Origin of the sequence: Citrobacter sp. Cb031 (assembly GCF_030336725.1) — a bacterium.
Lineage (GTDB): Bacteria > Pseudomonadota > Gammaproteobacteria > Enterobacterales > Enterobacteriaceae > Citrobacter > Citrobacter braakii.
Genome location: NZ_JAOWDA010000022.1, coordinates 176755 through 201905 on the forward strand (window position 1 = coordinate 176755; position 25151 = coordinate 201905).

Sequence of the window (25151 nt, forward strand, 5' to 3'; positions counted from 1 at the left end):
AATGAACATGAAGGAGCGGTCATGACCAAGCACTATGATTACATCGCTATTGGCGGCGGCAGCGGCGGTATTGCCTCCATTAACCGTGCAGCAATGTACGGCCAGAAATGCGCGCTGATTGAAGCCAAAGAGCTAGGCGGCACCTGCGTTAACGTTGGCTGCGTACCGAAAAAAGTGATGTGGCATGCCGCACAGGTCCGCGAAGCAATCCACATGTACGGGCCGGATTACGGTTTCGACACCACCATCAATAAGTTCGATTGGGATAAACTGATCGCCACGCGTACCGCTTATATTGATCGCATTCATACCTCGTACGACAACGTGCTGGGCAAAAATAATGTCGATGTGATTAAAGGCTTTGCCCGCTTTGTGGATGCCAAAACCATTGAAGTGAACGGTGAAACCATTACTGCCGATCATATTTTGATTGCTACCGGTGGTCGCCCGAGCCATCCGAGCATTCCGGGTGTGGAATACGGTATCGACTCCGACGGTTTCTTTGAGCTGCCCGCGCTGCCAAAACGCGTGGCCGTTGTTGGCGCAGGCTACATCGCCGTTGAACTGGCGGGCGTAATTAACGGTCTGGGCGCACAAACGCATCTGTTCGTGCGTAAACACGCGCCGCTGCGCAGCTTCGACCCGATGATCGTCGACACGCTCGTTGAGGTGATGAACGCCGAAGGCCCGACTCTGCATACTCACGCTATTCCAAAAGCGGTCGTTAAAAACGCTGATGGTAGCCTGACCCTGCAACTGGAAGATGGTCGTAGCGAAACGGTAGATTGCCTGATTTGGGCGATCGGTCGTGAACCTGCCACCGACAACTTCAACCTGGCGGTTACTGGCGTGAAAACCAACGAAAAAGGCTACATCGTCGTTGATAAATTCCAGAACACCAGCGTGCCGGGTATTTATGCCGTCGGCGATAACACCGGGGCCGTTGAGCTGACGCCGGTTGCCGTTGCCGCGGGCCGTCGTCTGTCCGAGCGTCTGTTTAACAATAAGCCGGACGAACATCTGGACTACAGCAACATCCCGACCGTGGTCTTCAGCCATCCGCCTATTGGTACCGTGGGCCTGACCGAGCAGCAGGCTCGCGAACAGCACGGCGATGATCAGGTGAAAGTGTATAAATCATCGTTTACCGCGATGTATACCGCTGTCACCACCCACCGTCAGCCGTGCCGCATGAAGCTGGTTTGCGTCGGCCCGGAAGAGAAGATTGTCGGTATTCACGGCATTGGTTTTGGGATGGATGAAATGCTGCAAGGCTTCGCGGTCGCTCTGAAAATGGGCGCAACCAAGAAAGACTTTGATAACACCGTTGCCATTCACCCAACGGCATCTGAAGAGTTTGTCACCATGCGTTAATCGCGCTTCAGGAATGTTAAAGGGCAAAGAGGGGTTAGCTCTTTGCCCTTAGTTACGTTTCCGCTATTAGTTCAGCAGTTGCAGCAGATAGCGGATCAGCTCCAGCAACGCGATTAACGCTCCCAGAACGATGATTGCTTTATCAATCACCCGTTTTCTCCATTAGATGGAGTGAGAATGCATCCGCTTACTCATCCATTGCCTGTCACGGCGCATGTCCCAGTGTTAGATGATGGAACTCTCACTCCGGCCAGAGCATCGGCCAACGGCACCACCCGTACAGCCGATCAGGACTTAGAAAGCGTTTAGCGCGCGTCCGGAATGAAAATGCTTCAGAGCTAACTGGATAAGTATACAGTTGTTTTAATCAAAACAACCAGCGTATTCTTGCAATACTACCGGTAAGGTAATACGATTGAAGCGTTAGATGATGGAACTCTCACTTCGGCCAGAACCACCAACTCGGGCTGAAGCGTAAAAAAACCGACGCGAAGTCGGTTTTTTTACGTCCGAATCTGGACCAGAGAGAAATTATTTACCCTGCATATACGGTGTATATACCCCATTAAGGCTTTCGAGGAATGCCACGATATCGTCGATATCTTCCTGCGGTAGTTCTTTACCCACCTGATAACGCAGCATAAGTTTTACCGCGCCGTCGAGCGTAGGCACATCACCGCGATGGAAATAAGGCGCAGTCAGCGCAACGTTACGCAATCCAGGGACTTTCTGACGCAGCTTGTCACGTAATTCATTGGTGACGTTCATGCGGCCAATATCTGCAGCAGTGACCTCGCCGAAATTAAAGTCCTTTTTCAGCCCCAATGGCTCAAATGAACGTCCGCCTAAAATAATACCGCCATGACAGGTCGCGCACTTATTATCTTTAAACAACTGATAGCCATGTTTTTGCTGAGCGGTTAAGGCCGCTTCATCACCACGCAGCCATTTATCAAACGGCGAATTTGGCGTAATCAGCGTTTTCTCAAACTCAGCAATCGCATCGGTAATATTATCCCCACTGAATCCCTGCGGATAAACGGCAATGAACTCTTGCTTAAGTTGCGGATCTTTGTCCAGTTTCTGGATAATTTCATCCCAGGATTTAGACGCCATTTCGATAGGGTTCAACGGTGGGCCACCGGCCTGCGCCTGCAGTGTTGGCGCACGGCCATCCCAGAATTGCTCAACGTTAAAGACCGAGTTAAATACCGTTGGCGCATTGATAGGGCCAACCGCGCCGCCTACACCGATTGACGTTTTCCGGCCATCCACGCCGCCCGCATTCAGGGCGTGACAGTGCGCACAAGAAATCGTGCTGTCGCCGGAAATACGCGGGTCATGGTAAAGCGTAAAACCAAGCGCTACTTTGCGGGCATCGGTCGGGATGCTTTCCGGTATCGGCTGTACAGGTTCATTACGATGCTGCGTGGCAGTATCGTTACTGGCGTAGTACTGCTCACGCTGTTTCGCAATCCAGCCCAGGATCTCTGCTCGCTCCGTATCGCTTACTTTGCCAGCCCAGTGCAGTGCGGTATAACGCGTCGGCGGCATGGTCTCGTACTGCATCACCCACTCAATTTTATTCAGATCGCTTTGCGAAACGGGTTTATCCGCGACCAGCGCCGCACGAACGGCCTCCAGATTGAATGATTTGTATCCCAGTTGAATATCGTAATTCATCAACTGCTTAGCGACGGGAAAAGAAGAATAGAAAGGTAATTCAGCCGAAGGAGTGTGACAATAATCGCATCCTTTTTCACGTAAGAACCCTAGTACTTTATTATTTTCTTCCAGCGTAGAGGCCTGAACATCAGCCTGTTTACTCCGTTGATTATCGTGATACCACACATAACCGGATAATCCAAAATAACAAATCGCGACGCCAGCTATGGCAATCACGGTAAGACGGGTAATGATTTTCATTATTTTACCCTCACCGTTGTGAGTTATTGTGACCCAGAAAATTAGAATAATTAATAGACAGTCTTTGTCAGACCTGACCATCATAGGAAATGAGGGGATTACTATTTTGATAAGTATCAAGCAATTACATGGAGGAGAACTATCGATAGAATAGCCTGTGCCTATTATAGAGTTAAACGTTACCAGGTTGTGTTCACACCTCGTTGCAATCGAATGTTCTGAAAATGGAATATCCTCAGGTTGTGCAGAATTCGGAATTCTGCATTATTTTCATTGGGATAGATTTACTTTTTGGATATTGCGCAGCACTAAAATGTGATCGACCGCACGCTTTACTCACCAGATACCGAAGCGAATGTCTACGCTTAATTGACGAGCGGGCAATAGCCTTAATCTTTCAACGTCCATCGGAGGTCTTTCGCATTATGCTCAACCAGAAACTACCCCACGCCCCTTCTGAAGAAATGACGATCGACATCGATCTGCTTTATGAAATGGATCCGTGCGAGTTAAAGCTGGATGAAATGATTGAGGCGGAGCCTGAACCAGAGATGATTGAAGGGTTACCCGCCTCAGATGCGTTAACTCCCGCCGATCGTTACCTCGAGCTGTTCGAACACGTTCAGTCGTCGAAACTGTTTGCCGATAGCAAAACCTTCCCCGACTGTGCGCCGAAAATGGATCCGCTGGATATTTTGATCCGCTATCGCAAGGTTAAACGCCACCGCGACTTTGATCTGCGACGCTTCGTCGAGAACCACTTCTGGCTCCCGGAAACGCCCTCCAGTGAATATGTTTCTGACCCGGCAAATTCGCTGAAAGAGCATATCGATCAACTGTGGCCGGTGCTGACGCGCGAACCACAGGATCACATTCCCTGGTCCTCGCTGCTGGCGTTACCGCAGTCATATATTGTGCCCGGCGGGCGTTTTAGTGAAACCTACTACTGGGATTCCTACTTCACCATGCTGGGTCTGGCGGAGAGCGGTCGCGAAGATCTGCTGAAATGTATGGCGGATAACTTTGCCTGGATGATTGAAAACTATGGTCATATCCCGAACGGTAACCGTACTTACTACCTGAGTCGCTCGCAGCCGCCGGTCTTTGCGCTAATGGTCGAACTGTTTGAAGAGGATGGCGTACGCGGCGCACGTCGTTACCTTGATCATCTAAAAATGGAGTACGCGTTCTGGATGGATGGCGCAGATTCCCTGGTACTCAACCAGGCCTACCGTCACGTGATCAGAATGTCGGACGGCTCCCTGCTCAACCGCTATTGGGACGATCGTGATACGCCGCGCGATGAGTCGTGGCTTGAAGACGTCGAGACCGCCAAGCATTCGGGTCGCCCACCCAATGAAGTGTATCGGGATTTGCGCGCGGGCGCGGCCTCCGGCTGGGATTACTCCTCGCGCTGGCTACGCGATGCAGGCCGTCTTGCCAGCATACGCACCACTCAGTTCATCCCTATTGACCTGAACGCGTTCCTCTACAAGCTGGAAAGCACTATCGCCAATATTTCCGCACTGAAAGGCGACAAAGATACTGAAGCGCAGTTTCGCCAGAAAGCCAATGACCGCCGCGATGCGGTGAATCGCTATCTCTGGGACGATGAAAACGGCTGCTATCGCGATTACGACTGGCGGCGCGAACAAATGGCCCTGTTCTCTGCCGCCAGTATTGTGCCGCTGTATGTCGGCATGGCAACGCATGAACAAGCCGACCGACTTGCCAATGCGGTCCGCAGTCGCCTGCTAACCCCCGGAGGGATTTTAGCCACGGAGCATGAAACGGGTGAGCAATGGGATAAACCCAACGGCTGGGCGCCGCTGCAGTGGATGGCGATCCAGGGTTTCAAACTTTACGGCGACGACCATCTCGGGGATGAAATCGCCCGTAACTGGTTGAAAACGGTGAATCTCTTTTATCAGGAACACCACAAGCTTATCGAAAAATACCACATCGCCGACGCCGCGCCGCGCGAAGGCGGCGGCGGAGAATATCCGTTGCAGGACGGCTTTGGCTGGACCAATGGCGTGGTGCGCCGACTCATCGGTCTGTATGGCGAACCCTAGATCTGACGGTCTGAATTATCAGACGGTCAGTTAATCGCATCGTACAGTTCGGCGTGAATTTTCTGCCATTTCTTGTTCTCTGGGCTTGGCTGCGCGCGAACGCGTAGCTCGGCCTGTTCAAGGTCATACTGCTGACGCGCGACAACCGCCGGCACCGAACAAAAACTTTGCAGATAGCTTTTATGCAGCGATGTGAGTGACGCCCCATTCGCCATCGCATGGCTGACCGTGGTCATAAACTGCCGACATGGCTTACTCTCACTCATCTGCGAAGGGTAACGCAGCAGCAGCCTCAACACCTCGGTATTGCCTGCCGAGAATGCCTGCTCCGTCCACGCCAGCTTCCAGTCCATCCCGCCCTGTAGGAAAAGTGACGTCACACGGGTGTCGTTGCGCTCGATAGCCGCGCGCATGTTAAAGGCATCCCAGGTGATGCCCATTCGGGTCACCGACTCCCGCGCACCAGGGGCATCACGCCGTGGCTCCTCCTGCACGATTTCAACGGATAGCCCGGAAGACGCTTGTGGCGCTGGCGAAGTGAATAACCAGAACGCGCCCAGCGAAATCACCAGCACCATCACACCGACCGCTACCCACAACATGCCGGAAATCAGCTGTTCACGTTCTTCCGCCGTGCGCCTGGCCCGCTTCTCCGGCGGATCGATACTGTCTGCGATTTCCTGTTTATCGCCCCCTGCCTGCTCGTCTTTTTGCTTTGCGTTTTCCCAAAACTGGCGAACCGTCGCCTCATCGGACGCCAGATACGACGCAGGATTAATGCGCGTACGCCGTTCTTCAAATGCCCGCTGCACAGGGTGAGTAATCTGTCGGTACTGGCAATCCAGCAACAGCAGTTGTACTGAGGTTAGCGGCTGCTGCGCGATAACGCAGTTACGGGCCAGGCGGCAGTCATCCAGGAACATCCTCAGCGTGATACGTGGCTCAACAAACGACATGAGCACCGAGGTATCGTTAAAAATCTCGCTAAAATGCCGAACGAATAACTTCTTATCGACAACCATCAGCGCCAGTTCGCTAAACATCATGCCGTCCAGCGCATCCCGACTTTCCCCCAGCTTTAACCAGCGACGCAGACGTTCACCGCCAAAGTGCTGTTTCAGGAAGCTGTTGAGCGGATGTTGATCCGGCCATACCCGCGCAATCAGCGATTTGAGGGTTAATTCTATTGCGCGAAGCTGACGCTGCGCCCGCATCTGCGCATCCGGCTCTGCACGTTCAATCTCGGTTGGATACTTCAGGAGGGGCTGTTGCTGGCGCAACTGTTCCAGAGAAGCGACAAAGCGCAGCGCAGAAATCAGCTGGTTTTCACTGACGTCCTGGCCATTTTCATATTGCGGCACGCTCTGCTGAAGATGGCGTAGCCGCAACGTGAACTGACTCAATTGCGCGTCATTCATCTGCAACCGCCTGGCGACAACACCCCAACCTCCCAGATTCAATCGCGCCTGGTCAAGCTGCTCGAGAAACCAGCGTGGATCTTTACCCTCTGCGACGCGCACGCCAAGCATCAGTAAAATTTCTACCGAGGCCTGCCGGATTATCCCCAAACAATGTTCGAATGGTGTACATGTCGCCTGTAACGCGCTATTGGTCATTATCTTCCCTAAAAGGACCCAAAAAGTGCGGCCTCACAATGGTGTGTAGTTATCTTTTTTAAATGCAGCGCTGTGCCGCCATAGACTAAAACACATTCATATAGCAAATAAATATGTTTTACAGTGACTTCCGCACAATCATTGAAAATTATTCTGGAGATAAGCCTGTGCCTGTACTGAAAACCTCGCGTTTGATCTGCCGCCCGCTCACACATGACGACTGGGCGTTTTTCTTAACGTTACAGAAGAACGCAGATGTGATGCGCTTTGTCGCTGACTCGCGTACCGAAGAGGAGATACGGACAGTCTTTGACTCCCGCTTGCCTGAATGGTCTCCCGGCAGTCCACACTGGCTGTGCCTGGTCCTGTGCGATAAGGCATCGGGCGTACCGCTTGGGGTAACCGGATATATTCAGGATAAAAATGAATGTGCCGAGGTCGGCTTTCTGCTCACTCCCGAGGCGCAGGGCAAAGGTTATGGCGCTGAATCCCTGCATGCCGTTTGCGATTATGCGTTTACCGCCGGAGGACTACGCCGACTGACGGCCTGCGTCACCGCAGGAAACGATGCCTCACGGCGTCTACTGGAAAAGGTCGGGTTCATTCTCGAAGGCACGCTGCGCGAAAACTACTGGCTACATCAAACCTGGCATGATGACTGGATTTTCGGCCTGTTAAAACAGGAATATCAGCCGCCCAAGCCATCAGGCGTTTTGCTGTAAAAAATGGCTGGATGGCGGCTGGCGTAACGGGGTGTGTTTCTTAAAATAGGTCTTTTTGTACAGAGATTATTATGCAGTTGCATTCGACGCATTTCACGCCCGCCTGTATCGCATTTATTAAGCAATGGCAGGGCCTGTCGCTGGAAAAGTATCAGGACAAAAAGGGGATCTGGGTCATTGGCTACGGGCACGAAATCACCGCAGATGAATCCTTTGATGCCCCAATTATGCTGATGCAGGCCGAAACATTGCTGCTCGCGGATATAAATATCTGCGAGGCATTCATCCATAAGGAAATGCCGCAAATACAAGATCGGTTTCAACAGGAAGCGTTAATTGCATGGATGCTCAGCGTGGGGATTAGCCGGTTTTGCACTGCTGAATTCTGGCCGGGGGCTATTTCACAGCCAGAAACAGTCTGACTGTGAAATATTTTCCCATTATAGGGTGTCGTTTAGCATCATTGCCGCCTGCGTACGGTTTTTTACCTCCAGGCGCTGATACAGCGATTCAAGATGGGCTTTTACCGTTCCAGTGCTGATATTTAATAATCGACCAATTTGTTTATTAGATTCTCCGGCGGCCAGCATCGTCAGAATCTCCCGCTGACGCGCGCTGAGCAATCTGATATTTTGCCCGCCACATTCGGTCGCTGTGATGCAATCTCTGGGGATAAACATCATACCTATCGCGACGCTATTGAGTGCCAGCGTGAAGGTTTCCGCATCAGAATCGCGCGGAACAATGGCCAGCACGTTTAATTGTGTGACTTCCTGTAGCCATTTTTTACGGCAGTCCGTTGCGGTTACCAGCACTTTTACCTTCGCAAAGCGCTCTGCTATCTGTTGCAGCAAGCTACGGCAGAACTCAGCGTCAAAATCTCCATCCAGCATTACCAGTGCATCAGGATTGTCTTCCAGCGTCCGCCAAAGATCATCTGCCTGACTGACACCCTGAACATTCACTCCTGGAATACGCTCTTGCAAAATTACATTCATTCCATGAATAAATATTGACTGCCTGTCAAACATTATTAACTGCATTATTTATCTCCGTCTGAATAAGATATTAGCCTTAACACGCGGAAGGGTATTATCCGAGGGGCAAAATATGAAGTCACCATTTGGCGGAGGCCATTTTACCGATAGACGGAGAAGAAAGAAGCAGACGTTATAAATAATTACAGCTGAAACCAAAGAATCACACAAAGGATCAAAATCGGGATCAAATATTCAGAAAATCCTTAATATTTGATGTTCAAAACTGGATTGCTAATATTAATAATCCAAAGTTTATATTCTTAGCTAAAAATAAGAAACTCACGATAACAGACAAATATGTTACAAAACAAAATATCGCATTAAATGATCATACGGACATGAGAATGGGGAGGTGATCATGGTTTCTGATGCAACAAATCCGCTCCCGAAGAAGAATGAACTCTTCAGAACGTTTATCCCCGATCTCTTTCAGCACCGCGATCGCGGTATCAGATTCCAAATAATACCGGCAAACGCCATCAGCTATATTTTGACCTCTGATGGCGCGCCAGTTTTCGATTGCTCAAAAGGCTAAGTAAGAGGCAGTCGATTACAGGAACATCCCGCCAGAGACTTCGATACGCTGTGCCGTCATCCAGGCCAGCTCATCGCTGAGCAACGCAGCAATGGCGTCGCCAATATCATCCGGTAACCCAACACGCCCCAGCGCCGTCTGCGATGCAATGTAGGCATTCAATTGCGCATTATCCCGCACGTTTCCGCCGCTAAAATCCGTCTCGATTGCCCCAGGCGCAATAATATTCGCCGTAATGCCGCGCTCTCCCAGCTCTTTCGCCTGATAACGGGTTAACACCTCCATCGCCCCTTTCATGGCAGCGTAAGCGCTGTAACCCGGTAGCGCAAAGCGCGACAATCCGGTCGAGACATTAAGAATGCGTCCGCCGTTGTTGATCAGCGCCAGCAGGTTCTGTGTCAGGAAAAAAGGTCCTTTAAAATGGATGTCCAAAAGCTGGTCAAATTGCGCTTCAGTGAACGCCGGATAAGGCGCGTTAATGCCAACTCCGGCATTGTTCAATAAATAATCAAAGGTGTCGCTTTGCCAGTGCGTTTGTAGGGTTTCCTGCACCTGTTTGACAAACTGAGGGAAAGTGGAAATATTTCCGACGTTCAACGGTAATGCTACAGCTTTACCGCCAGATTGGCGAATTTCATCCACAACTTGCTGCGCTTCTTTTTCATTGCTGTTCCACGTCAGGATGACACCAATGCCTTTACTCGCCAGCTTTAGCGCCGCGTTTTTACCGAGTCCACGGCCGCCGCCGGTCACCAATGCGATACGTTGCGTCATAAGAAACCTCATTTCAGGTGTTGTGAAGATTGAGACAAAGCTTATTAGGTGGTAGAAAAACAATAAATACCGCTAACTGCGCATTACTGTTTCATTTAGAACAACAATAGGGCATGAGAATGGATAAAATTCACGCAATGCAGTTGTTCATCCGCGTCGCAGAACTGGAGAGCTTTTCGCGCGCGGCAGACACCCTCGGACTTCCTAAAGGTAGCGTATCGCGTCAAATCCAGGCCCTGGAAAATCATCTGGGCACACAGTTGTTGCACCGCACAACCCGCCGCGTTCAGCTCACGCAAGACGGCATGATCTATTACGAACGAGCGAAAGATTTGTTGAGCAATCTCGATGAACTGGATGGGCTATTCCATCACGACCCGGCCAGCATCAGCGGCAAGCTGCGCGTCGATATGCCGGTTGGTGTGGCGAGAAATCTGGTGATGCCCCTCTTACCGGCCTTCTTGCATCAGTATCCGGGGCTTGAGCTCGAACTTAGCAGCAGCGACCGCCTGGTGGACTTGATCCGCGAAGGCTTCGACTGTGTGGTACGCGTGGGGACGCTGAAAGATTCAGGGCTGATTGCGCGCCCGCTGGGGAAACTCACGCAGATTAACTGCGCCAGCCCGCAATACCTCGCCCGCTTTGGTTATCCGGAAAGCCTGGAGGATTTAGCCTCGCATGCGGTGGTGCACTACTCAGTCAATTTGGGAACGCGTGCGCAAGGCTTTGAAGTGGCGACAGACAACGGTGTTAAATGGGTTAAAACCGGCGGCATGCTGACGGTGAACAGTACCGAAACGTATCATGCGGCATGTCTTGCCGGTCTGGGCATTATTCAGGTACCGCGCGTGGGCGTGCGTGATGCCCTGCGCGCCGGTACGCTGATTGAAGTATTGCCGCAATATCGCGCCGAACCATTACCGGTTTCATTGCTCTATCCGCATCGCCGTAACCTCTCCCGCCGCGTACATCTGTTTATGGAATGGCTGACCGGCGTGATGAAAGACTATGTGGACTGACAAGCTATACTGTCCTGAGAATGAACAGAACAAGGATTACTGCCCTGATGACGCAGGAAAAAGAGATTAAACGCCCCATTCAGGAACTTGAGCACGCACCAATCCCAAAAATTGAGACCCTGGAGCGTAAGAATACAGAAACCAACGGTAAGACCAACCAGGCGCTGAAAACCGCCCTGACCTTCGCCGATAAAATTCAACGTCAGCCCATGATTGCCCATCTGATTCGCGCCGCGGAGAGATTTAACGATCGTATGGGAAATCAGTTTGGCGCCGCCATTACCTACTTCTCGTTTCTGTCGATGATCCCTATCCTGATGGTGTCGTTTGCCGCCGCGGGTTTTATTCTCGCTTCGCACCCTACGCTGTTGCAGGATATCTTCAGCAAAATCCTGCTCAACGTCAGCGATCCGACGCTCGCCTCCACGCTGAAAAACACCATCAATACCGCCGTTCAGCAACGCACCACCGTCGGTCTGGTGGGTCTTGCCATCGCGCTCTATTCCGGAATTAACTGGATGGGAAACCTGCGCGAAGCTATTCGTGCCCAGTCGCGGGATGTCTGGGAGCGGACCCCACAGGATCAGGAAAAAATTTGGGTCAAATATCTGCGTGATTTTGTCTCATTGATTGGCTTACTGATTGCGCTGATTGTTACGCTGTCCATTACCTCCATCGCCGGTTCCGCCCAGCAGATGATTATCTCTGCGCTGTATCTCGACGGCATCGAATGGCTGAAGCCCGCCTGGCGGCTAATCGGCCTGACCATCTCTATTTTCGCCAACTACTTGCTGTTCTTCTGGATTTTCTGGCGGCTACCGCGTCACCGACCGCGCAAAAAAGCGCTCATTTGCGGCACGTTTATCGCGGCACTGGGGTTTGAAGTCATCAAAATGATCATGACATACACGCTGCCATCACTGGTGCAATCGCCGTCAGGCGCGGCGTTTGGTTCCGTACTTGGCCTGATGGCGTTCTTCTACTTCTTCGCCCGTCTGACTCTGTTTTGCGCTGCCTGGATTGCCACAGCGGAGTACAAAGACGACCCGCGTATGCCGGGGAAAACCCACCGCTAATCTTTGTTAACTGCCGGATAACGCTGCGCTTATCCGGCCAACCCAATGCTTACGTCGAAATTCTGCGCATTATCAGAATTAAAATCCAGCCCGTAACTTTTGTTTAACCAAAAACCAGTTTTATCATCCAAGTTTTAAATTATGTGAAGCATTTCATGGAAGTGAAATCTCCAGCCTAAAAATTATCCCCTTTTTGCTCCGTTTTTGACCAATCGCAAGGTTTGTTACAGATTGAAATGTCTCTTTTGCTGTGCGTAATATGGCCTTTCGTTCGACCAAAAATAAGAAAATATTATGCAAGCAACAGCCACAACGCTCGACAACGAACAGGAACATACCCCGGTAAACTCGCGCAATAAAGTCGTCGTCGCCTCACTCATTGGCACTGCCATTGAGTTCTTCGACTTCTATATCTACGCCACCGCCGCGGTGATCGTGTTCCCCCATATCTTCTTCCCGCAGGGGGATCCGACCGCGGCAACGCTGCAGTCCCTCGCCACCTTTGCTATCGCCTTTGTGGCACGGCCTATCGGTTCTGCTGTGTTCGGGCATTTTGGCGATCGCGTAGGGCGTAAAGTCACGCTGGTTGCCTCACTGCTCACCATGGGGATCTCGACGGTTGTCATTGGCCTGCTGCCGGGCTATGAAACTATCGGTATTTTCGCCCCGCTGCTGCTGGCGCTGGCGCGTTTTGGTCAGGGTTTAGGACTGGGCGGTGAATGGGGCGGCGCGGCGTTACTGGCGACGGAAAACGCACCGCCGCGTAAACGCGCGCTGTACGGATCATTCCCGCAGTTGGGCGCACCTATCGGCTTCTTCTTTGCCAACGGCACTTTCCTGCTGCTCTCCTGGCTGCTGACTGACGAGCAGTTTATGAGCTGGGGCTGGCGCGTACCGTTCATCTTCTCTGCGGTGCTGGTGATTATCGGTCTGTACGTTCGCGTTTCGCTGCATGAATCCCCGGTCTTTGCCAAAGTGGCTGCGGCGAAAAAACAGGTGAAAATCCCGCTGGGTACCCTGCTGACAAAACATGTCCGCGTGACGATCCTCGGCACGTTCATTATGCTGGCGACCTATACGCTGTTCTATATCATGACCGTCTATTCCATGACGTTCAGCACCGCCGCGGCGCCTGTAGGGCTTGGCCTGCCGCGTAATGAAGTGTTGTGGATGCTGATGATGGCGGTTATTGGCTTTGGCGTCATGGTGCCGGTGGCGGGCCTGCTGGCCGATGCGTTTGGTCGTCGCAAGAGCATGCTCATCATCACCACGCTTATTATTCTGTTTGCGCTGTTTGCCTTTAAACCGCTGCTCGGCTCTGGCAATCCGGTGCTGGTGTTCGCCTTCCTGTTGCTTGGTTTGAGCCTGATGGGTTTGACATTTGGTCCGATGGGCGCGCTACTGCCGGAGCTGTTCCCAACCGAAGTGCGCTACACGGGGGCGTCGTTCTCGTACAACGTTTCGTCGATTCTTGGTGCTTCCGTTGCCCCTTACATTGCCGCATGGCTGCAGGCGAATTACGGCCTGGCGGCGGTAGGTACGTATCTGGCATCAATGGCGGCGCTAACGCTGATTGCGCTGCTGTTAACCCACGAAACCCGCCATCAGTCATTGTGATTCTTTGGCTGTAACCACCGTCTCCGGCCTACGTTGAGCATGAAATGTATGTAGGCCGGAGACGCGTTAGCACCATCCGACAACGGCAAAAATCACTTCTTCATTTGCGACAAAATGGTCCGGCATTGATTAGCGTCTCCTTCAGAAGGTGAAATCAGCGCCAGCAAGGCCGCCGCGGGCGTCACTAACGTTGCCAGCGCGGCAGCAACCGCACCGCGCGCAATCAGCGGCCCGGCCTTCACACCGGCCTGCGGATTCTTAAAGGTGCCGCGAACATACAGCGGCGAACGCAGGGTAATAATACGAATGCCTTTGCTCTCCGGATCGATGGTTAAATCCAGTTGCTCCGACGCAAAACTCGCCGTACCAGTGACATTAATGACCGCGTTTTCCGTGTCGAAGGCAAAAATCTGCGGGCGGGCTACGCCGTTAACAATATCCAGATTCGCCGCCGCGCAGTTCACCCGCACCTCGTCATCACCAAATATCTGTCCAACAAGATAGTTGCCCAGATTCAAGCCAACAATTTCCATCAGATTCCGGCTGATCAAACCGTCGTTCATCAGCAGCTTCAGGTTGCCATTGCTGTTACCAAGCAGCGCCGCTACCGAGTTTCCGCTCCCGCTAAACCTGGCGTCACCGTTCATTTCACCGAGCGTTTTCTGCATCAGCTCCACATCCGGCATCAGCGCTTTTAGCTTCAGGCGGCGAGCCTGGATGTCCGCCTGCCCCCGCATCGGCTTTTTATCCCCTTCCAGATGGATGCTGGAGACAATGCTGCCTCCCGCGAGGCCAAATTTCAGCGGCTGCAGGCGCAGGTCGGCATTTTTCAGGATGATATGGGTGGAGAGATCGCTGATTGGCAGGCTACTGCCGTGCTCAATACGCCGTCCTTTGAAACGTACGTCAGCGTCCATCACGTTCCATTTGTCGGTTTCAAAACGGTCATACGGCAAGACCTTGTCCGCGGGCTGGACGCTCTTCTCACCTTTGCGCTGTTCAGATTGTTTAGCCCGCTCCGCCCCTTTGCCTGAATCCACACCGATCAGCGGCCCCAAATCAGCCAGCCTCAGTTGGCGTGACTCAACATCCCCTTTCAGCATTGGGCGCGGCTTACCGGTGGTATAGGCCAGCGTTCCGTGAATATCGCTGTCGCCAATTCGGCCATTAAAATCGCGGTAATCAAAAACAGAGGATTTTTCCGGGTCAATTTTCGCGACCAGATGTCCGTCGGTTTCAAACGGCGGCGTATCCGGGAGCAGCACGCCGGTCAAATCGTACAAATCCCCTAGCGAATCTCCCGAGAATTTAAGCCGCAGATCCGCCCCGCCCATATTCATCGGATCGTTTATCGTACCCATAAACGCCACACGCGTATTACCCGAACGGAAATCAGCCTGAATCGGGAAAGGGGTTCCTTCACCGCGCAGCGCCAGCATTCCGCCTATTTTCCCGCTACCGCTTAGCGGTTCGCCGTTATATCGGCCTTGCGCTTTCAGACCAAACACGTAGTCCTCAATGTGGGCGTTGCTCTCTTTACTTTTTGCGCCAGTCACTTCGCTAAAGGGCAACGGCTTACCCAGCGGATCGACCAGGATCTCAATCTCTGACTTCGTCACCTTATCGTTAATGGCGATGCGCCCTTGGTCGAACAGAATGTTATCCAGCCGGAAAGACCAGGCTGATGGCGGCGCATTGGGATCGCGGTTTTCATCCCCTGCCAGGTTAAAGGTCCAGTTATTGTTTTTCTCCGACAGGCGGATAAGCCGTGCATCGGGTTTTACCAGCTTGATCCACGGGAGCCAGACGGTTTTTGTCAGCAATGCCAGTGGGGCGAGCGTGGCTTCAACGCGCGGGAGATGCACCATGGTGACGTCAGGAATGTCCGGCGGGTTGCCGAGGATGATATCCTCAGCATGAACATGCGGCCACGGAACCCAGCTACGCCAGCCGGTTTCCTGTTTTTGGCGTTCCCAAACCACGCCCAGGTCACCCCGTATGGCGAAGGGCCGGTTGAGTTCTGTAGAGACTTTCTGGTTGATGGTCGGTTTGAGCCGGTTCCAGTCAAATGTCGCAATCACGATGATGAGTACGACGATCAACAACAAGAAAACCCCTATTACTGAAGTGGTTATTTTGCCTGTTCTCGTCATGTTTAACCTCCTTACTTTCTTCCTTGCCTGTCCTAAAGATAGTCCAGCAGAGGAAAAGGAGGCGTTCTACATCCTTATCAAAGCGACAGAATTACGTCTTCAAGGGTATCCAGAGGCACTGGACGAGAGAGAAAATAGCCTTGCGCAGCGAAAGCCGGTGAGTTTTGCACATCACGCCACTCTTCCAGCGTTTCAACGCCTTCGACAATCACACCGCGGCAATAGCGGTTCATCAGCTGTAACAGCAGCGTAAAGAGATTGCGGCCCTCCGGCGTCTGGCGCAGCATGACAAACAGATCCCGCGCCACTTTGATATAGTCGTAACTCACTTCACTCAGAGCCGAGAAGTTTGCCATTCCGGTACCAAAATCATCCAGCCAGAGCGGGCCAAACTCGCACATTGAGGCGAACGACGAGCCCTTCGGCAAGCGGATATGCTCCACCAGTTCAAAGCGCAGCCACGGCAGACATTCGATGATTTTCAGGATTTCGGGATCCTGGCGCATTGCAATCAGCGTTGGCCCGTCGACATTCACGGATGCCAGCAGATCGTGGGCTTTGAAAAACGCCCCTTTTTGTTCAAGCTGTACAAGCTGCTCTTTCACCACATCTACACGATGTCGTACGGCCACTTCGGCGAAATAGCGGTCCGGCGCGATACGTTGGGAGGGGTTTTCAGGATGGCTCACGACGGTCAGCAGCTCAACGGCCATCAGCCGTCCGTTGGTCTGATAAATCGGCTGGTAGGTGTAAGCACGCTCGCACTGCAGCCAATAGCGTCTCTCCTGCAAGTTTTCAATACTCGCATCGAGCGTAATTAGCTGCTGGGTAACCTGCTTTATCATCTGAGATGTCCTGTAAATAAGAGTGTGACTGACCGGACTCGTCAAAGGTTATCGGCGCTCAGGCGAAGAACTTTACGTTCAGCCCTACGCAAAATAGAAACTAAGCGGCAAAAAACGACGCAGAACACGTGCTGGCTCAAAAAAATAATGGAACGATGTTTTAATATAGTTGACCACTTAACACCCACAGCGCACACTAACGCTAATTTTTTTCAGAGCAGGTTACGACTATGTCCAGAAAGATTGCCGTGATTGGCGAATGCATGATTGAGCTGTCACAGAAAGGCGCTGACGTTCAGCGCGGATTCGGTGGCGACACGTTGAATACATCCGTTTATATCGCCCGTCAGGTCGATGCTGCGGCACTTTCCGTACACTATGTGACTGCGCTGGGTACCGACAGTTTTAGCCAACAAATGCTGGAATCCTGGCAGAGCGAAAATGTGGATACCTCATTAACCCAACGCATGGAAAACCGCCTGCCGGGCCTCTATTACATTGAAACCGATAGCACCGGCGAGCGCACCTTCTATTACTGGCGTAATGAAGCCGCCGCAAAATTCTGGCTTGAGAGCGAACAGTCCGCCGCTATTTGCGAAGAACTGGCGACATTTGACTATCTGTATCTGAGCGGAATCAGCCTGGCTATTTTAAGCCCGGCAAGTCGTGACAAGCTGCTGTCGCTGCTGCAAGAATGCCGCGCCAACGGTGGAAAGGTCATTTTTGACAATAACTACCGCCCACGTCTGTGGAGCAGTAAAGAAGAGACCCAGCAGGTGTATCAGCAAATGCTGGAATGCACCGATATCGCGTTTCTGACGCTGGATGATGAAGACGCGCTGTGGGGTGAAAAACCGGTTGCCGAGGTGATTGCCCGTACTCACGCGGCTGGCGTACAGGAAGTGGTTGTGAAACGCGGTGCAGACTCTTGCCTGGTTTCCATCGCAGGCGAAGAACTCATCGACGTTCCGGCCGTAAAACTACCGAAAGAGAAGGTTATCGATACGACCGCTGCGGGAGACTCCTTCAGCGCCGGGTATCTGGCGGTACGTCTGACCGGTGGCGATGCCGCTGATGCCGCAAAACGCGGCCACCTGACGGCAAGCACCGTTATTCAGCATCGTGGGGCGATTATTCCTCGCGACGCCATGCCGCAATAATCTGGTGTTCTGGCAGGCCGGATTAGACGTTAACGTCGCGTCCGGCCTGCAGGTCACGATTCCCTTATTGCACCGGCGGGATGTCCGTCACTTCAGAATGTGATTCATCCGTTTCTACCGACGTTGCCGCGGCGGTAACCGGCGCCATAATGCTATCCCACGTCGCCTGCAGATCCTTCATATTGAATTCAGGTTCACCCTTCGGCTGCAACAGAATTAACGCCATATCTTGCGACAGTTGCTGACGCAGGTCCTGATTCAGCATCTCAACACTCAGGTTGTTCAGGAAGCTCTGACGTAAACGCTGATACTGTTCAGGCGCAATATCTACGACCTGGTTTTGCAACGAGCGCAAACGCTGGCTGATCAAAATATCGGTATCGGTGCGACCATAGGTGGCAAACAGCTTCTGCAGTTCCAGATTCTTTTGCGCCACCAGCGCATTAAACTCTTCTTCCGGCAGCCCCTTATCGCGCACTTTGGCCAGCTCACGCGCAACCGTGCTGAGGTTCGCGTTCAGCTTACCGTTCGGTGATTCAACGTTAATGGCACATTGCGCGCGCAGGAACAGCACCCGACAGTCAAAGCCAAGGCCAATGTCTTTGGCATTGTTTTTGGTGAGCTCCTGCTGAATGTGCCAGAACAACGCTTCACGGGCTAAATCAGCGCGCCAGTAACGTAACAGCGCGGCAGATTCACGGATCGGCTGCCACGGCGTATCCCACATAATAGACAGGCGATCCTGACGTACCGCATCGGTCATTATGCTTACGGCCTCTGCACGCAGCGGAGAGAGCGTGGGTACGGGCGCAGGCGTTTCGCGTTTACCTTTTAATTCGCCGAAGGTTTTATTGATTTGATCAGCCACGCTGCGCGCATCTACGTTACCGACGATAATCAGCGTCATCGCATCCGGGGTATACCATTTCTGGTAGAAGGACTGGATTTTCGTCGCATCAACAGGCGTTTTCAGCGGATCGGCAGGATCGTGACCCAGCAGCGTCGATCCCTTCAGACGATAGCGCCACCATCCCTCTTTGGTATCTGACGGCCAGGTTGCAACCATATCTTCGCTACTCAGCGCATGATTGACCGATTCAGGGGTGATGCTCAGATTACCGGAAATATTCGCCAGATAAGAAAGTGACTCTTTCAGCAGATCGTTGCGGCTGTTAGGCAGACTGAGGTTATACAGCGTGGAATCATAGGAAACGATAACGGGCGGCATGGGACGACTGGGATCGAACCCCTGCTGCCACAGAGAACGGGCTTGCGTAGCATCGAGGCCACCGCTTTGCGTCAGCGCGATACGCGGGATCGCATGGCTGAAACCACTCTGTTGTGTACTTTCGGTGAGTGAACCGGTATTGACCAGCAGGCGAACCTCAATACGGTCGCTGGGGCGCTGGGGAGTGGCTAAGACTTGCCACTGTAAACCATTTGCCAGCGTGCCCTGTTGCCACGCCGGGTCAGGCTGGAGCGCATCTGCCTGCACATAGCCGGCAGTGGCCATCATCAGCAAGCCGCCCGCTAAAAGTCGAATTTTTGTGCCCTGCATGTGAACCCCTGATCAACTATCCTGGAAATAAAAAGACAGCCCGCGAGAGGGCTCTCTGAATATGACGTTAAAAACACTTCGTGTTAGACCGCAAGAACATAAAAATGTCACGGAGGAAGTGAAAAAATCCCGACGCCGCCGAATCGGCGGTTTCAGGCACAGGGGTTAATTATGCGCAAACGCCCGCAGTCCTGGAAGGGACTACGGGCATAAGTGGAGAGATTAAGAGGATATTTCGTGCGTTTTGCCATCCGGCGCACGATTATTCAGCACATCATCCAGCTTTTTATGGTCCAGTTCTTTCACCCATTTCGCTACTACAACAGTTGCCACACCGTTACCGACCAGGTTAGTCAGCGCACGGGCTTCAGACATAAAGCGGTCAATACCGAGAATCAGCGCCAGACCAGCAACCGGTAAATGGCCCACAGCGGAGATAGTCGCGGCCAGAACAATAAAGCCACTCCCGGTCACACCCGCAGCACCTTTTGAAGAGAGCAGGAGCACCACCAGCAGGGTTATCTGATGGAAGATATCCATATGACTGTTGGTGGCCTGAGCGATAAATACCGCCGCCATCGTCAGATAGATTGATGTCCCATCAAGGTTAAACGAGTAGCCCGTGGGTATAACCAACCCGACAACCGACTTGCGACAGCCCAGTTTTTCCATCTTATCGAGCATACGCGGCAGCGCGGACTCGGAAGAAGAGGTGCCCAGAACGATCAGCAGTTCTTCACGGATATAGCGGATGAATTTGAAAATGCTGAAGCCGGTTGCACGCGCAATCGAACCCAACACCACAACCACAAACAGAATACAGGTGATGTAGAAACAGATGATCAACTGACCCAACTGCACCAGCGTCCCGACGCCATATTTACCGATGGTAAAGGCCATGGCACCGAAAGCACCGATCGGCGCCAGGCGCATGATCATGTTGATGATGCCAAAAATAACCTGCGAGAAGCTTTCAATCACGTTGAAAATCATCTGGCCTTTGCTACCTAAACGATGCAGCGCAAAACCAAACATAACCGCAAACAGCAATACCTGCAGGATGTTGCCACTGGCGAACGCGCCAATGACGCTACCCGGGATAATATCCATCAGGAAGCCTACGATCCCCTGGTCTTTTGCCTGTTCGGCGTAAATCGCAACCGCTTTGGCATCCAGCGTCGCCGGATCGACGTTCATACCGGCACCGGGTTGCACCACGTTGACGATGATAAGGCCGATGATCAGCGCAATCGTACTGACAATTTCAAAATAAAGCAGTGCAACCGCACCGGTGCGGCCTACGGCTTTCATACTTTCCATGCCTGCAATGCCGGTCACGACAGTACAGAAGATGACAGGTGCGATGACCATTTTGATGAGCTTCACGAAAGCATCACCAAGTGGCTTCATTTGGGCGCCTAATTCAGGGTAGTAATGGCCAAGGAGGATACCTATGGCAATTGCTGTCAGGACCTGAAAGTAAAGGCTTTTGAATATAGAGGTTTTCATAGGGTGTCCTTAAAGTAAAAACCACAGGTCTTGTAAGGTTTTGTTTAACCTGCGGCCTTAAAGTAACACCCACACAACATGACAGAAATGCGCCTGGATCATAATTGATACAGAAATGTTAAAAATTTTGAGCTGGCTCGCACAAGCGAGACCTTTTTTAACTTTTGTAATCAGCGTTTTTCGGCGTCAGATAACGTTCTTCGAAGATATTCGCCGGAACCGGCCGGGCAAACAGGAACCCTTGTGCCACTTCTACCCCCGCTTGTGATAACCATTCGCGTTGCGCTTCGGTTTCGACGCCCTCAGCGATCATCTGCAAATTGAGGCTATGCGCCAACTGAATGATGGCGGAGATCATGCTGCAATCTTCGGGGACGCCATCGACAAACATCTTATCGATTTTGAGTACATCCACCGGGAGCGACTTCATGTGCTGCAGTTGTCGCAGACCCGCATACCCCATACCAAAATCGTCCAGCGCGATACGCACGCCCGCGTTGCGCAGCGGGCGTAAAATAGCCACAGCGGCATTAGGATCATCAATGTGCCGGCTTTCGGTCACTTCCAGAATCAACGTCCCAGGCTTGATGCGATAGCGGTTTAGCAATTCCAGCAGATCCGACACCATACTCGGATGCATCAGTTGTAGCGCAGACAGGTTCACCGAGAGCGGCAGCAGCAGGCCGCGTTCCTGCCAGGCTGACAGCTGGCGGCATGTCTCCTCCAGCACCCAGTAACCGACCGTCACCATCAGGCCACAGGACTCAATCCTGTCGATTAACCCTTCTGGCAGCTCCCAGCTTCCGTCTGGCTGCTGCATTCGCAATAATGCTTCTGCGCTCAATACCTTACCGCTGGACATCTCCACCTGCGGCTGCATCCAGAGCGCAAACTGATGGTTATCCAGCGCGGTAAGAATATCGTTCTCTTCCGTCAAACGCTGTTGCGCCTCTTCCATCTGCAACGGGTCAAAGAACTGAATCCGGTTTTTACCCTTGTGACGCGACGTTAACACAGCTGAGAGTGCGCGGTGGTAAAGCTGTTCTGCGGTCAAGTCGCCATTAAACATCGCCACCCCAATGTTACAGGTTGGACGGAGTTGAATGCCCTGAATCGGTAATCGCTCGTTAACGATAGTGAGCACTTGCTGACCTAGCGTAATAGCGTGCCAGGGTTCTTTCACACCATGTGCGATGATGGCAAAGTCATAGCCGCTCACCTGGGTAAGCACCATTCTGGGGGCCAATACTGACTTCAGCTTTTCAACCAGCGTAAGCAGCAGGATTTCCCGCTGGGTCTCGGATAACACACCCGCGGTATCACGCAGGGTTTCGCAGGTGACAATCATCAACGCCGTTGTCTGCTGGCGGTTCACAACCTGCTCCAGCAGCGCCATCAGAAACGACTTGTTGGGCAGCTCAGAAACCGGGAACCGCATTGAATGGTCGCTTTGCTCTTCACTGCGGCGCTGAATCAGTTGCTGATTGAGGTTGTAGCTACGCACCAGCAGGCCAATCTCGTCGTCCTGATGCAGACGCGGCAATGCCAGCTGATAGCCAATCAGATCCTGCTGGGGAATGTCGTTCAGCTCACGCGCTATTTTACGTAATGGATGCAAAATCAATCTGTTAATACACCATGAGATGGCTACCGTGAGTATTAACGAGAGAAGTAAGTAAATGGTCACTAACGTTGAGAGCGTACTCATCACGAACTTGTACATACGGTACGAATCCGCCTGTAGCACCAGATACGCCAGCGGTTGCGGATTCGCTGAACGCTCAAGAGAATAGACCGGCAGCGAAATTTGTACCGGAAGTTCAAACAGGCGAGTCACCGTAACCGGAACCGGGCGTTCAGGAATAAAGCTCATCCGCAGCGCCTGAAACTGATTGGGAAGCACCACATCGGCGCGGCTGACCACGCCTGCTGGTCGAATACTTCTTAAAATAGCTTCTGCTTCGGGAATATCCCCTTTCAGGATCGTGCCCGACAGAGGCTCACGGACGGAGCGAGCGATACTTTCCAGTTGCGTAGCCGTGTTGTAGCGATTCTGCTGGACCAGATGGAACAACAAAACGGTGCAAAAAATAAACACAAACACCATGACAACGGCCGCAACCATTGCCATCTGCTTAATTGTTAACGAGCGACTGACACGCAAACTGACTCTCCACGGATAGACGAAACTGCCGTCAGAGTATACCCGATCGTAGCGGTATTAAGAGAGGCGGTATCTGAAAACTTCCCAGCATGCATTATCCCGACAGGATAGGCACCTGGCGACGAGATTTATCTGCATTTAAGCCGAAAAAGGCCGCAAGGTTACCCCCTGCGGCCTGGTTCGGGCGCATGTTGCCATCACGGCAGACAGACGCCCGCAAGGTGCATTACTTCCTGTTACGCAGCCAGCTCACAATCAGGCTGGCAATAATGCCAGCGATGATCGGAGCCGCTAAATCGTGCCAGAAGGCCACGCCTAACTGTGCGAGCGTCATATAGCCGCCTGTGTTGCAATGGCAACTGTTCACGGCTATTCTTGAGTTGTTCAGGTTCAAGTTAGCCCCCGTTTTGTTGCCAGGTTTATACCGAACAACGTGCGGGGGTTTTCTCTTTCCAGCAACCGATGCCGCCGGGGATCAAGCCCCCGCAACATTGCGCCTCACCGGGAATTCCCGGCTTGCCGCTGATTCTACGGTAGCCCACTTGCCATATCACTGCGCAATACACGGCTCTGCGTAGCGCCTCGCATTTCACCTGTTTTCTCACCATTACGCTGGAAAGATTCTTGCCAGTTGGCAACATTCCTGCCGCTCTTCAATACAGAAAAAGACATATCTCATTGATATCTATAATTTCATTTTCTGGCACAGCGATTGCTATTTGACTGTGAGCTGTTTTGTTCCGAATCAAAGGAGATATCATGTCTGACTGTCGTACTTACGGATTCAACACCCAGATCGTTCACGCGGGGCAACAACCCGACCCTTCTACTGGCGCACTCAGTACGCCTATTTTCCAGACTTCAACGTTTGTTTTTGACAGCGCCGAACAAGGTGCCGCCCGCTTTGCGCTCGAGGAGTCCGGGTACATTTACACCCGTTTGGGTAACCCCACCACCGATGCGCTGGAGAAAAAGCTGGCGGTACTGGAAAGAGGTGAAGCCGGGCTGGCAACCGCATCCGGTATTTCTGCCATCACCACCACGCTGCTGACGTTGTGCCAGCAGGGCGACCATATCGTTTCCGCCAGCGCGATTTACGGCTGCACCCACGCGTTTTTGTCGCACAGCATGCCGAAGTTTGGGATTAACGTCAGCTTCGTCGATGCGGCAAAGCCTGAAGAAATCCGCGCCGCCATGCGCCCGGAAACCAAAGTAGTGTATATCGAAACACCCGCTAACCCGACGCTGTCGCTGGTCGACATTGAAACGGTAGCCGGTATCGCCCATCAACAAGGCGCATTGCTGGTGGTGGATAACACCTTTATGTCACCGTACTGCCAGCAGCCTTTACAGCTAGGCGCGGATATTGTGGTGCACAGCGTCACTAAATATATCAACGGTCACGGAGACGTGATTGGCGGGATCATTGTTGGTAAGCAGGAGTTTATTGACCAGGCGCGGTTTGTTGGTCTGAAAGATATCACCGGCGGCTGCATGAGTCCTTTCAACGCGTGGTTGACGCTACGCGGCGTTAAAACACTGGGGATTCGTATGGAACGCCACTGTGAAAACGCATTGAAAATCGCCCGCTTCCTCGAGGGGCATCCATCCATTACCCGCGTTTATTATCCTGGCTTGTCTTCACACCCGCAGTATGAGCTGGGCCAGCGACAGATGAGCCTGCCAGGAGGAATTATCAGCTTCGAAATCGCCGGCGGCCTCGAGGCTGGCAGACGGATGATCAATTCTGTAGAATTGTGCCTCCTCGCGGTCAGTCTCGGTGATACCGAAACCCTCATTCAGCACCCAGCGTCTATGACACATTCGCCCGTTGCGCCAGAGGAACGGCTTAAAGCAGGTATTACCGACGGGCTTATCCGTCTTTCTGTGGGTCTTGAAGATCCAGAAGATATTATTAACGACCTTGAACACGCCATCAGAAAGGCAACATTCTGACCATTATGACCTGAACCGACGCCGATCGGTTC

At 52.4% G+C, this 25151-nt stretch carries 21 protein-coding genes; 10 read left to right on the forward strand and 11 right to left on the reverse strand.

What is annotated here, in order from left to right; genetic code table 11:
- The first annotated feature begins 21 nt into the window (after window positions 1-21).
- Window positions 22-1374 carry a glutathione-disulfide reductase gene (gene gorA, locus OGV93_RS08260; RefSeq protein ID WP_046274489.1) on the forward strand — a complete coding sequence of 451 codons (1353 nt, stop codon included), beginning with the start codon at window positions 22-24 and terminating at the stop codon, window positions 1372-1374.
- A gap of 66 nt (window positions 1375-1440) precedes the next feature.
- Here gorA and dinQ read toward each other — a convergent pair whose 3' ends face one another.
- Window positions 1441-1524, reverse strand: coding sequence for a damage-inducible type I toxin DinQ (gene dinQ / locus OGV93_RS08265; protein ID WP_003837776.1), 84 nt, complete (start codon window positions 1522-1524; stop codon window positions 1441-1443).
- Window positions 1525-1905: 381 nt separating this feature from the next.
- Window positions 1906-3300 (reverse strand): cytochrome-c peroxidase, encoded by a 1395-nt coding sequence (locus OGV93_RS08270; RefSeq protein ID WP_016157700.1) that lies wholly within the window; start codon window positions 3298-3300, stop codon window positions 1906-1908.
- A 425-nt stretch (window positions 3301-3725) separates the two neighbouring features.
- Here OGV93_RS08270 and OGV93_RS08275 point away from each other — a divergent pair, with 425 nt between their 5' ends.
- Entirely contained in the window at window positions 3726-5375 is a 1650-nt protein-coding gene (locus OGV93_RS08275; RefSeq protein ID WP_029139724.1) for an alpha,alpha-trehalase, read from the forward strand.
- Between the two features lie 26 nt (window positions 5376-5401).
- Here the strand turns inward: OGV93_RS08275 and OGV93_RS08280 are convergent, their stop codons facing one another.
- Window positions 5402-6991, reverse strand: coding sequence for an STY4199 family HEPN domain-containing protein (locus OGV93_RS08280; RefSeq protein ID WP_016154886.1), 1590 nt, complete (start codon window positions 6989-6991; stop codon window positions 5402-5404).
- Between the two features lie 167 nt (window positions 6992-7158).
- Here OGV93_RS08280 and OGV93_RS08285 point away from each other — a divergent pair, with 167 nt between their 5' ends.
- Both OGV93_RS08285 and OGV93_RS08290 read left to right on the forward strand, forming a co-directional pair.
- Complete coding sequence (locus OGV93_RS08285) at window positions 7159-7713, forward strand: GNAT family N-acetyltransferase (protein WP_287109503.1); 555 nt, start codon at window positions 7159-7161, stop codon at window positions 7711-7713.
- A gap of 71 nt (window positions 7714-7784) precedes the next feature.
- A complete protein-coding gene (locus tag OGV93_RS08290) occupies window positions 7785-8135 on the forward strand; it encodes a glycoside hydrolase family protein (RefSeq protein WP_103283344.1) in 351 nt (116 codons plus the stop codon).
- Window positions 8136-8153: 18 nt separating this feature from the next.
- On the opposite strand, the gene OGV93_RS08295 is transcribed toward OGV93_RS08290, so the two are convergent.
- Window positions 8154-8756 (reverse strand): helix-turn-helix transcriptional regulator, encoded by a 603-nt coding sequence (locus OGV93_RS08295; protein ID WP_016154889.1) that lies wholly within the window; start codon window positions 8754-8756, stop codon window positions 8154-8156.
- 355 nt (window positions 8757-9111) lie between these two features.
- Between OGV93_RS08295 and OGV93_RS08300 the strand changes: the two genes are divergently transcribed.
- On the forward strand, window positions 9112-9288 hold the full coding sequence (locus tag OGV93_RS08300; protein ID WP_153646715.1) for a hypothetical protein: 177 nt from the start codon (window positions 9112-9114) through the stop codon (window positions 9286-9288).
- 15 nt (window positions 9289-9303) lie between these two features.
- Here the strand turns inward: OGV93_RS08300 and OGV93_RS08305 are convergent, their stop codons facing one another.
- Entirely contained in the window at window positions 9304-10062 is a 759-nt protein-coding gene (locus OGV93_RS08305) for an SDR family NAD(P)-dependent oxidoreductase (protein ID WP_016154890.1), read from the reverse strand.
- A gap of 119 nt (window positions 10063-10181) precedes the next feature.
- Between OGV93_RS08305 and OGV93_RS08310 the strand changes: the two genes are divergently transcribed.
- From OGV93_RS08310 to OGV93_RS08320, 3 genes are all read left to right on the forward strand, one after another.
- The gene (locus tag OGV93_RS08310) at window positions 10182-11081 is read left to right on the forward strand and encodes a LysR family transcriptional regulator (RefSeq protein WP_287109504.1); all 900 of its coding nucleotides are present in this window, start codon (window positions 10182-10184) and stop codon (window positions 11079-11081) included.
- 47 nt (window positions 11082-11128) lie between these two features.
- A complete protein-coding gene (gene yhjD, locus OGV93_RS08315; protein ID WP_287109505.1) occupies window positions 11129-12157 on the forward strand; it encodes an inner membrane protein YhjD in 1029 nt (342 codons plus the stop codon).
- A gap of 294 nt (window positions 12158-12451) precedes the next feature.
- Window positions 12452-13774: an MFS transporter gene (locus OGV93_RS08320; protein WP_003023312.1), complete on the forward strand. Its 1323-nt coding sequence runs from the start codon at window positions 12452-12454 to the stop codon at window positions 13772-13774.
- A gap of 92 nt (window positions 13775-13866) precedes the next feature.
- Here OGV93_RS08320 and OGV93_RS08325 read toward each other — a convergent pair whose 3' ends face one another.
- Window positions 13867-15927, reverse strand: a complete 2061-nt coding sequence (locus OGV93_RS08325; protein WP_019078089.1) for an AsmA family protein — start codon at window positions 15925-15927, stop codon at window positions 13867-13869.
- A gap of 77 nt (window positions 15928-16004) precedes the next feature.
- Complete coding sequence (gene pdeH / locus OGV93_RS08330; protein ID WP_016157708.1) at window positions 16005-16772, reverse strand: cyclic-guanylate-specific phosphodiesterase; 768 nt, start codon at window positions 16770-16772, stop codon at window positions 16005-16007.
- A 230-nt stretch (window positions 16773-17002) separates the two neighbouring features.
- On the opposite strand from pdeH, the gene kdgK reads away from it, so the two are divergent.
- Window positions 17003-17932 carry a 2-dehydro-3-deoxygluconokinase gene (gene kdgK, locus OGV93_RS08335; RefSeq protein ID WP_016157709.1) on the forward strand — a complete coding sequence of 310 codons (930 nt, stop codon included), beginning with the start codon at window positions 17003-17005 and terminating at the stop codon, window positions 17930-17932.
- A 64-nt stretch (window positions 17933-17996) separates the two neighbouring features.
- Here the strand turns inward: kdgK and OGV93_RS08340 are convergent, their stop codons facing one another.
- From OGV93_RS08340 to OGV93_RS08355, 4 genes are all read right to left on the reverse strand, one after another.
- Window positions 17997-19490, reverse strand: a complete 1494-nt coding sequence (locus OGV93_RS08340; protein ID WP_047358202.1) for a M16 family metallopeptidase — start codon at window positions 19488-19490, stop codon at window positions 17997-17999.
- A 222-nt stretch (window positions 19491-19712) separates the two neighbouring features.
- The gene (dctA, locus tag OGV93_RS08345) at window positions 19713-20999 is read right to left on the reverse strand and encodes a C4-dicarboxylate transporter DctC (RefSeq protein ID WP_003023301.1); all 1287 of its coding nucleotides are present in this window, start codon (window positions 20997-20999) and stop codon (window positions 19713-19715) included.
- Between the two features lie 157 nt (window positions 21000-21156).
- Window positions 21157-23163, reverse strand: coding sequence for a biofilm formation regulator HmsP (gene hmsP / locus OGV93_RS08350; RefSeq protein ID WP_103928736.1), 2007 nt, complete (start codon window positions 23161-23163; stop codon window positions 21157-21159).
- Between the two features lie 226 nt (window positions 23164-23389).
- A complete protein-coding gene (locus OGV93_RS08355; RefSeq protein ID WP_016154898.1) occupies window positions 23390-23497 on the reverse strand; it encodes a type I toxin-antitoxin system toxin Ldr family protein in 108 nt (35 codons plus the stop codon).
- A gap of 425 nt (window positions 23498-23922) precedes the next feature.
- On the opposite strand from OGV93_RS08355, the gene megL reads away from it, so the two are divergent.
- Window positions 23923-25119: a methionine gamma-lyase gene (gene megL, locus OGV93_RS08360; protein WP_003023295.1), complete on the forward strand. Its 1197-nt coding sequence runs from the start codon at window positions 23923-23925 to the stop codon at window positions 25117-25119.
- Window positions 25120-25151 lie beyond the last annotated feature (32 nt).

Coding starts and splice junctions, on each gene's coding strand:
- gorA (WP_046274489.1), top strand. CDS start 22: ATGACCAAGCACTATGATTACATCGCTATTGGCGGCGGCAGCGGCGGT.
- OGV93_RS08270 (WP_016157700.1), bottom strand. CDS start 3,300: ATGAAAATCATTACCCGTCTTACCGTGATTGCCATAGCTGGCGTCGCG.
- OGV93_RS08275 (WP_029139724.1), top strand. CDS start 3,726: ATGCTCAACCAGAAACTACCCCACGCCCCTTCTGAAGAAATGACGATC.
- OGV93_RS08280 (WP_016154886.1), bottom strand. CDS start 6,991: ATGACCAATAGCGCGTTACAGGCGACATGTACACCATTCGAACATTGT.
- OGV93_RS08290 (WP_103283344.1), top strand. CDS start 7,785: ATGCAGTTGCATTCGACGCATTTCACGCCCGCCTGTATCGCATTTATT.
- OGV93_RS08295 (WP_016154889.1), bottom strand. CDS start 8,756: ATGCAGTTAATAATGTTTGACAGGCAGTCAATATTTATTCATGGAATG.
- OGV93_RS08300 (WP_153646715.1), top strand. CDS start 9,112: ATGGTTTCTGATGCAACAAATCCGCTCCCGAAGAAGAATGAACTCTTC.
- OGV93_RS08305 (WP_016154890.1), bottom strand. CDS start 10,062: ATGACGCAACGTATCGCATTGGTGACCGGCGGCGGCCGTGGACTCGGT.
- OGV93_RS08310 (WP_287109504.1), top strand. CDS start 10,182: ATGGATAAAATTCACGCAATGCAGTTGTTCATCCGCGTCGCAGAACTG.
- yhjD (WP_287109505.1), top strand. CDS start 11,129: ATGACGCAGGAAAAAGAGATTAAACGCCCCATTCAGGAACTTGAGCAC.
- OGV93_RS08320 (WP_003023312.1), top strand. CDS start 12,452: ATGCAAGCAACAGCCACAACGCTCGACAACGAACAGGAACATACCCCG.
- OGV93_RS08325 (WP_019078089.1), bottom strand. CDS start 15,927: ATGACGAGAACAGGCAAAATAACCACTTCAGTAATAGGGGTTTTCTTG.
- pdeH (WP_016157708.1), bottom strand. CDS start 16,772: ATGATAAAGCAGGTTACCCAGCAGCTAATTACGCTCGATGCGAGTATT.
- kdgK (WP_016157709.1), top strand. CDS start 17,003: ATGTCCAGAAAGATTGCCGTGATTGGCGAATGCATGATTGAGCTGTCA.
- OGV93_RS08340 (WP_047358202.1), bottom strand. CDS start 19,490: ATGCAGGGCACAAAAATTCGACTTTTAGCGGGCGGCTTGCTGATGATG.
- dctA (WP_003023301.1), bottom strand. CDS start 20,999: ATGAAAACCTCTATATTCAAAAGCCTTTACTTTCAGGTCCTGACAGCA.
- OGV93_RS08355 (WP_016154898.1), bottom strand. CDS start 23,497: ATGACGCTCGCACAGTTAGGCGTGGCCTTCTGGCACGATTTAGCGGCT.
- megL (WP_003023295.1), top strand. CDS start 23,923: ATGTCTGACTGTCGTACTTACGGATTCAACACCCAGATCGTTCACGCG.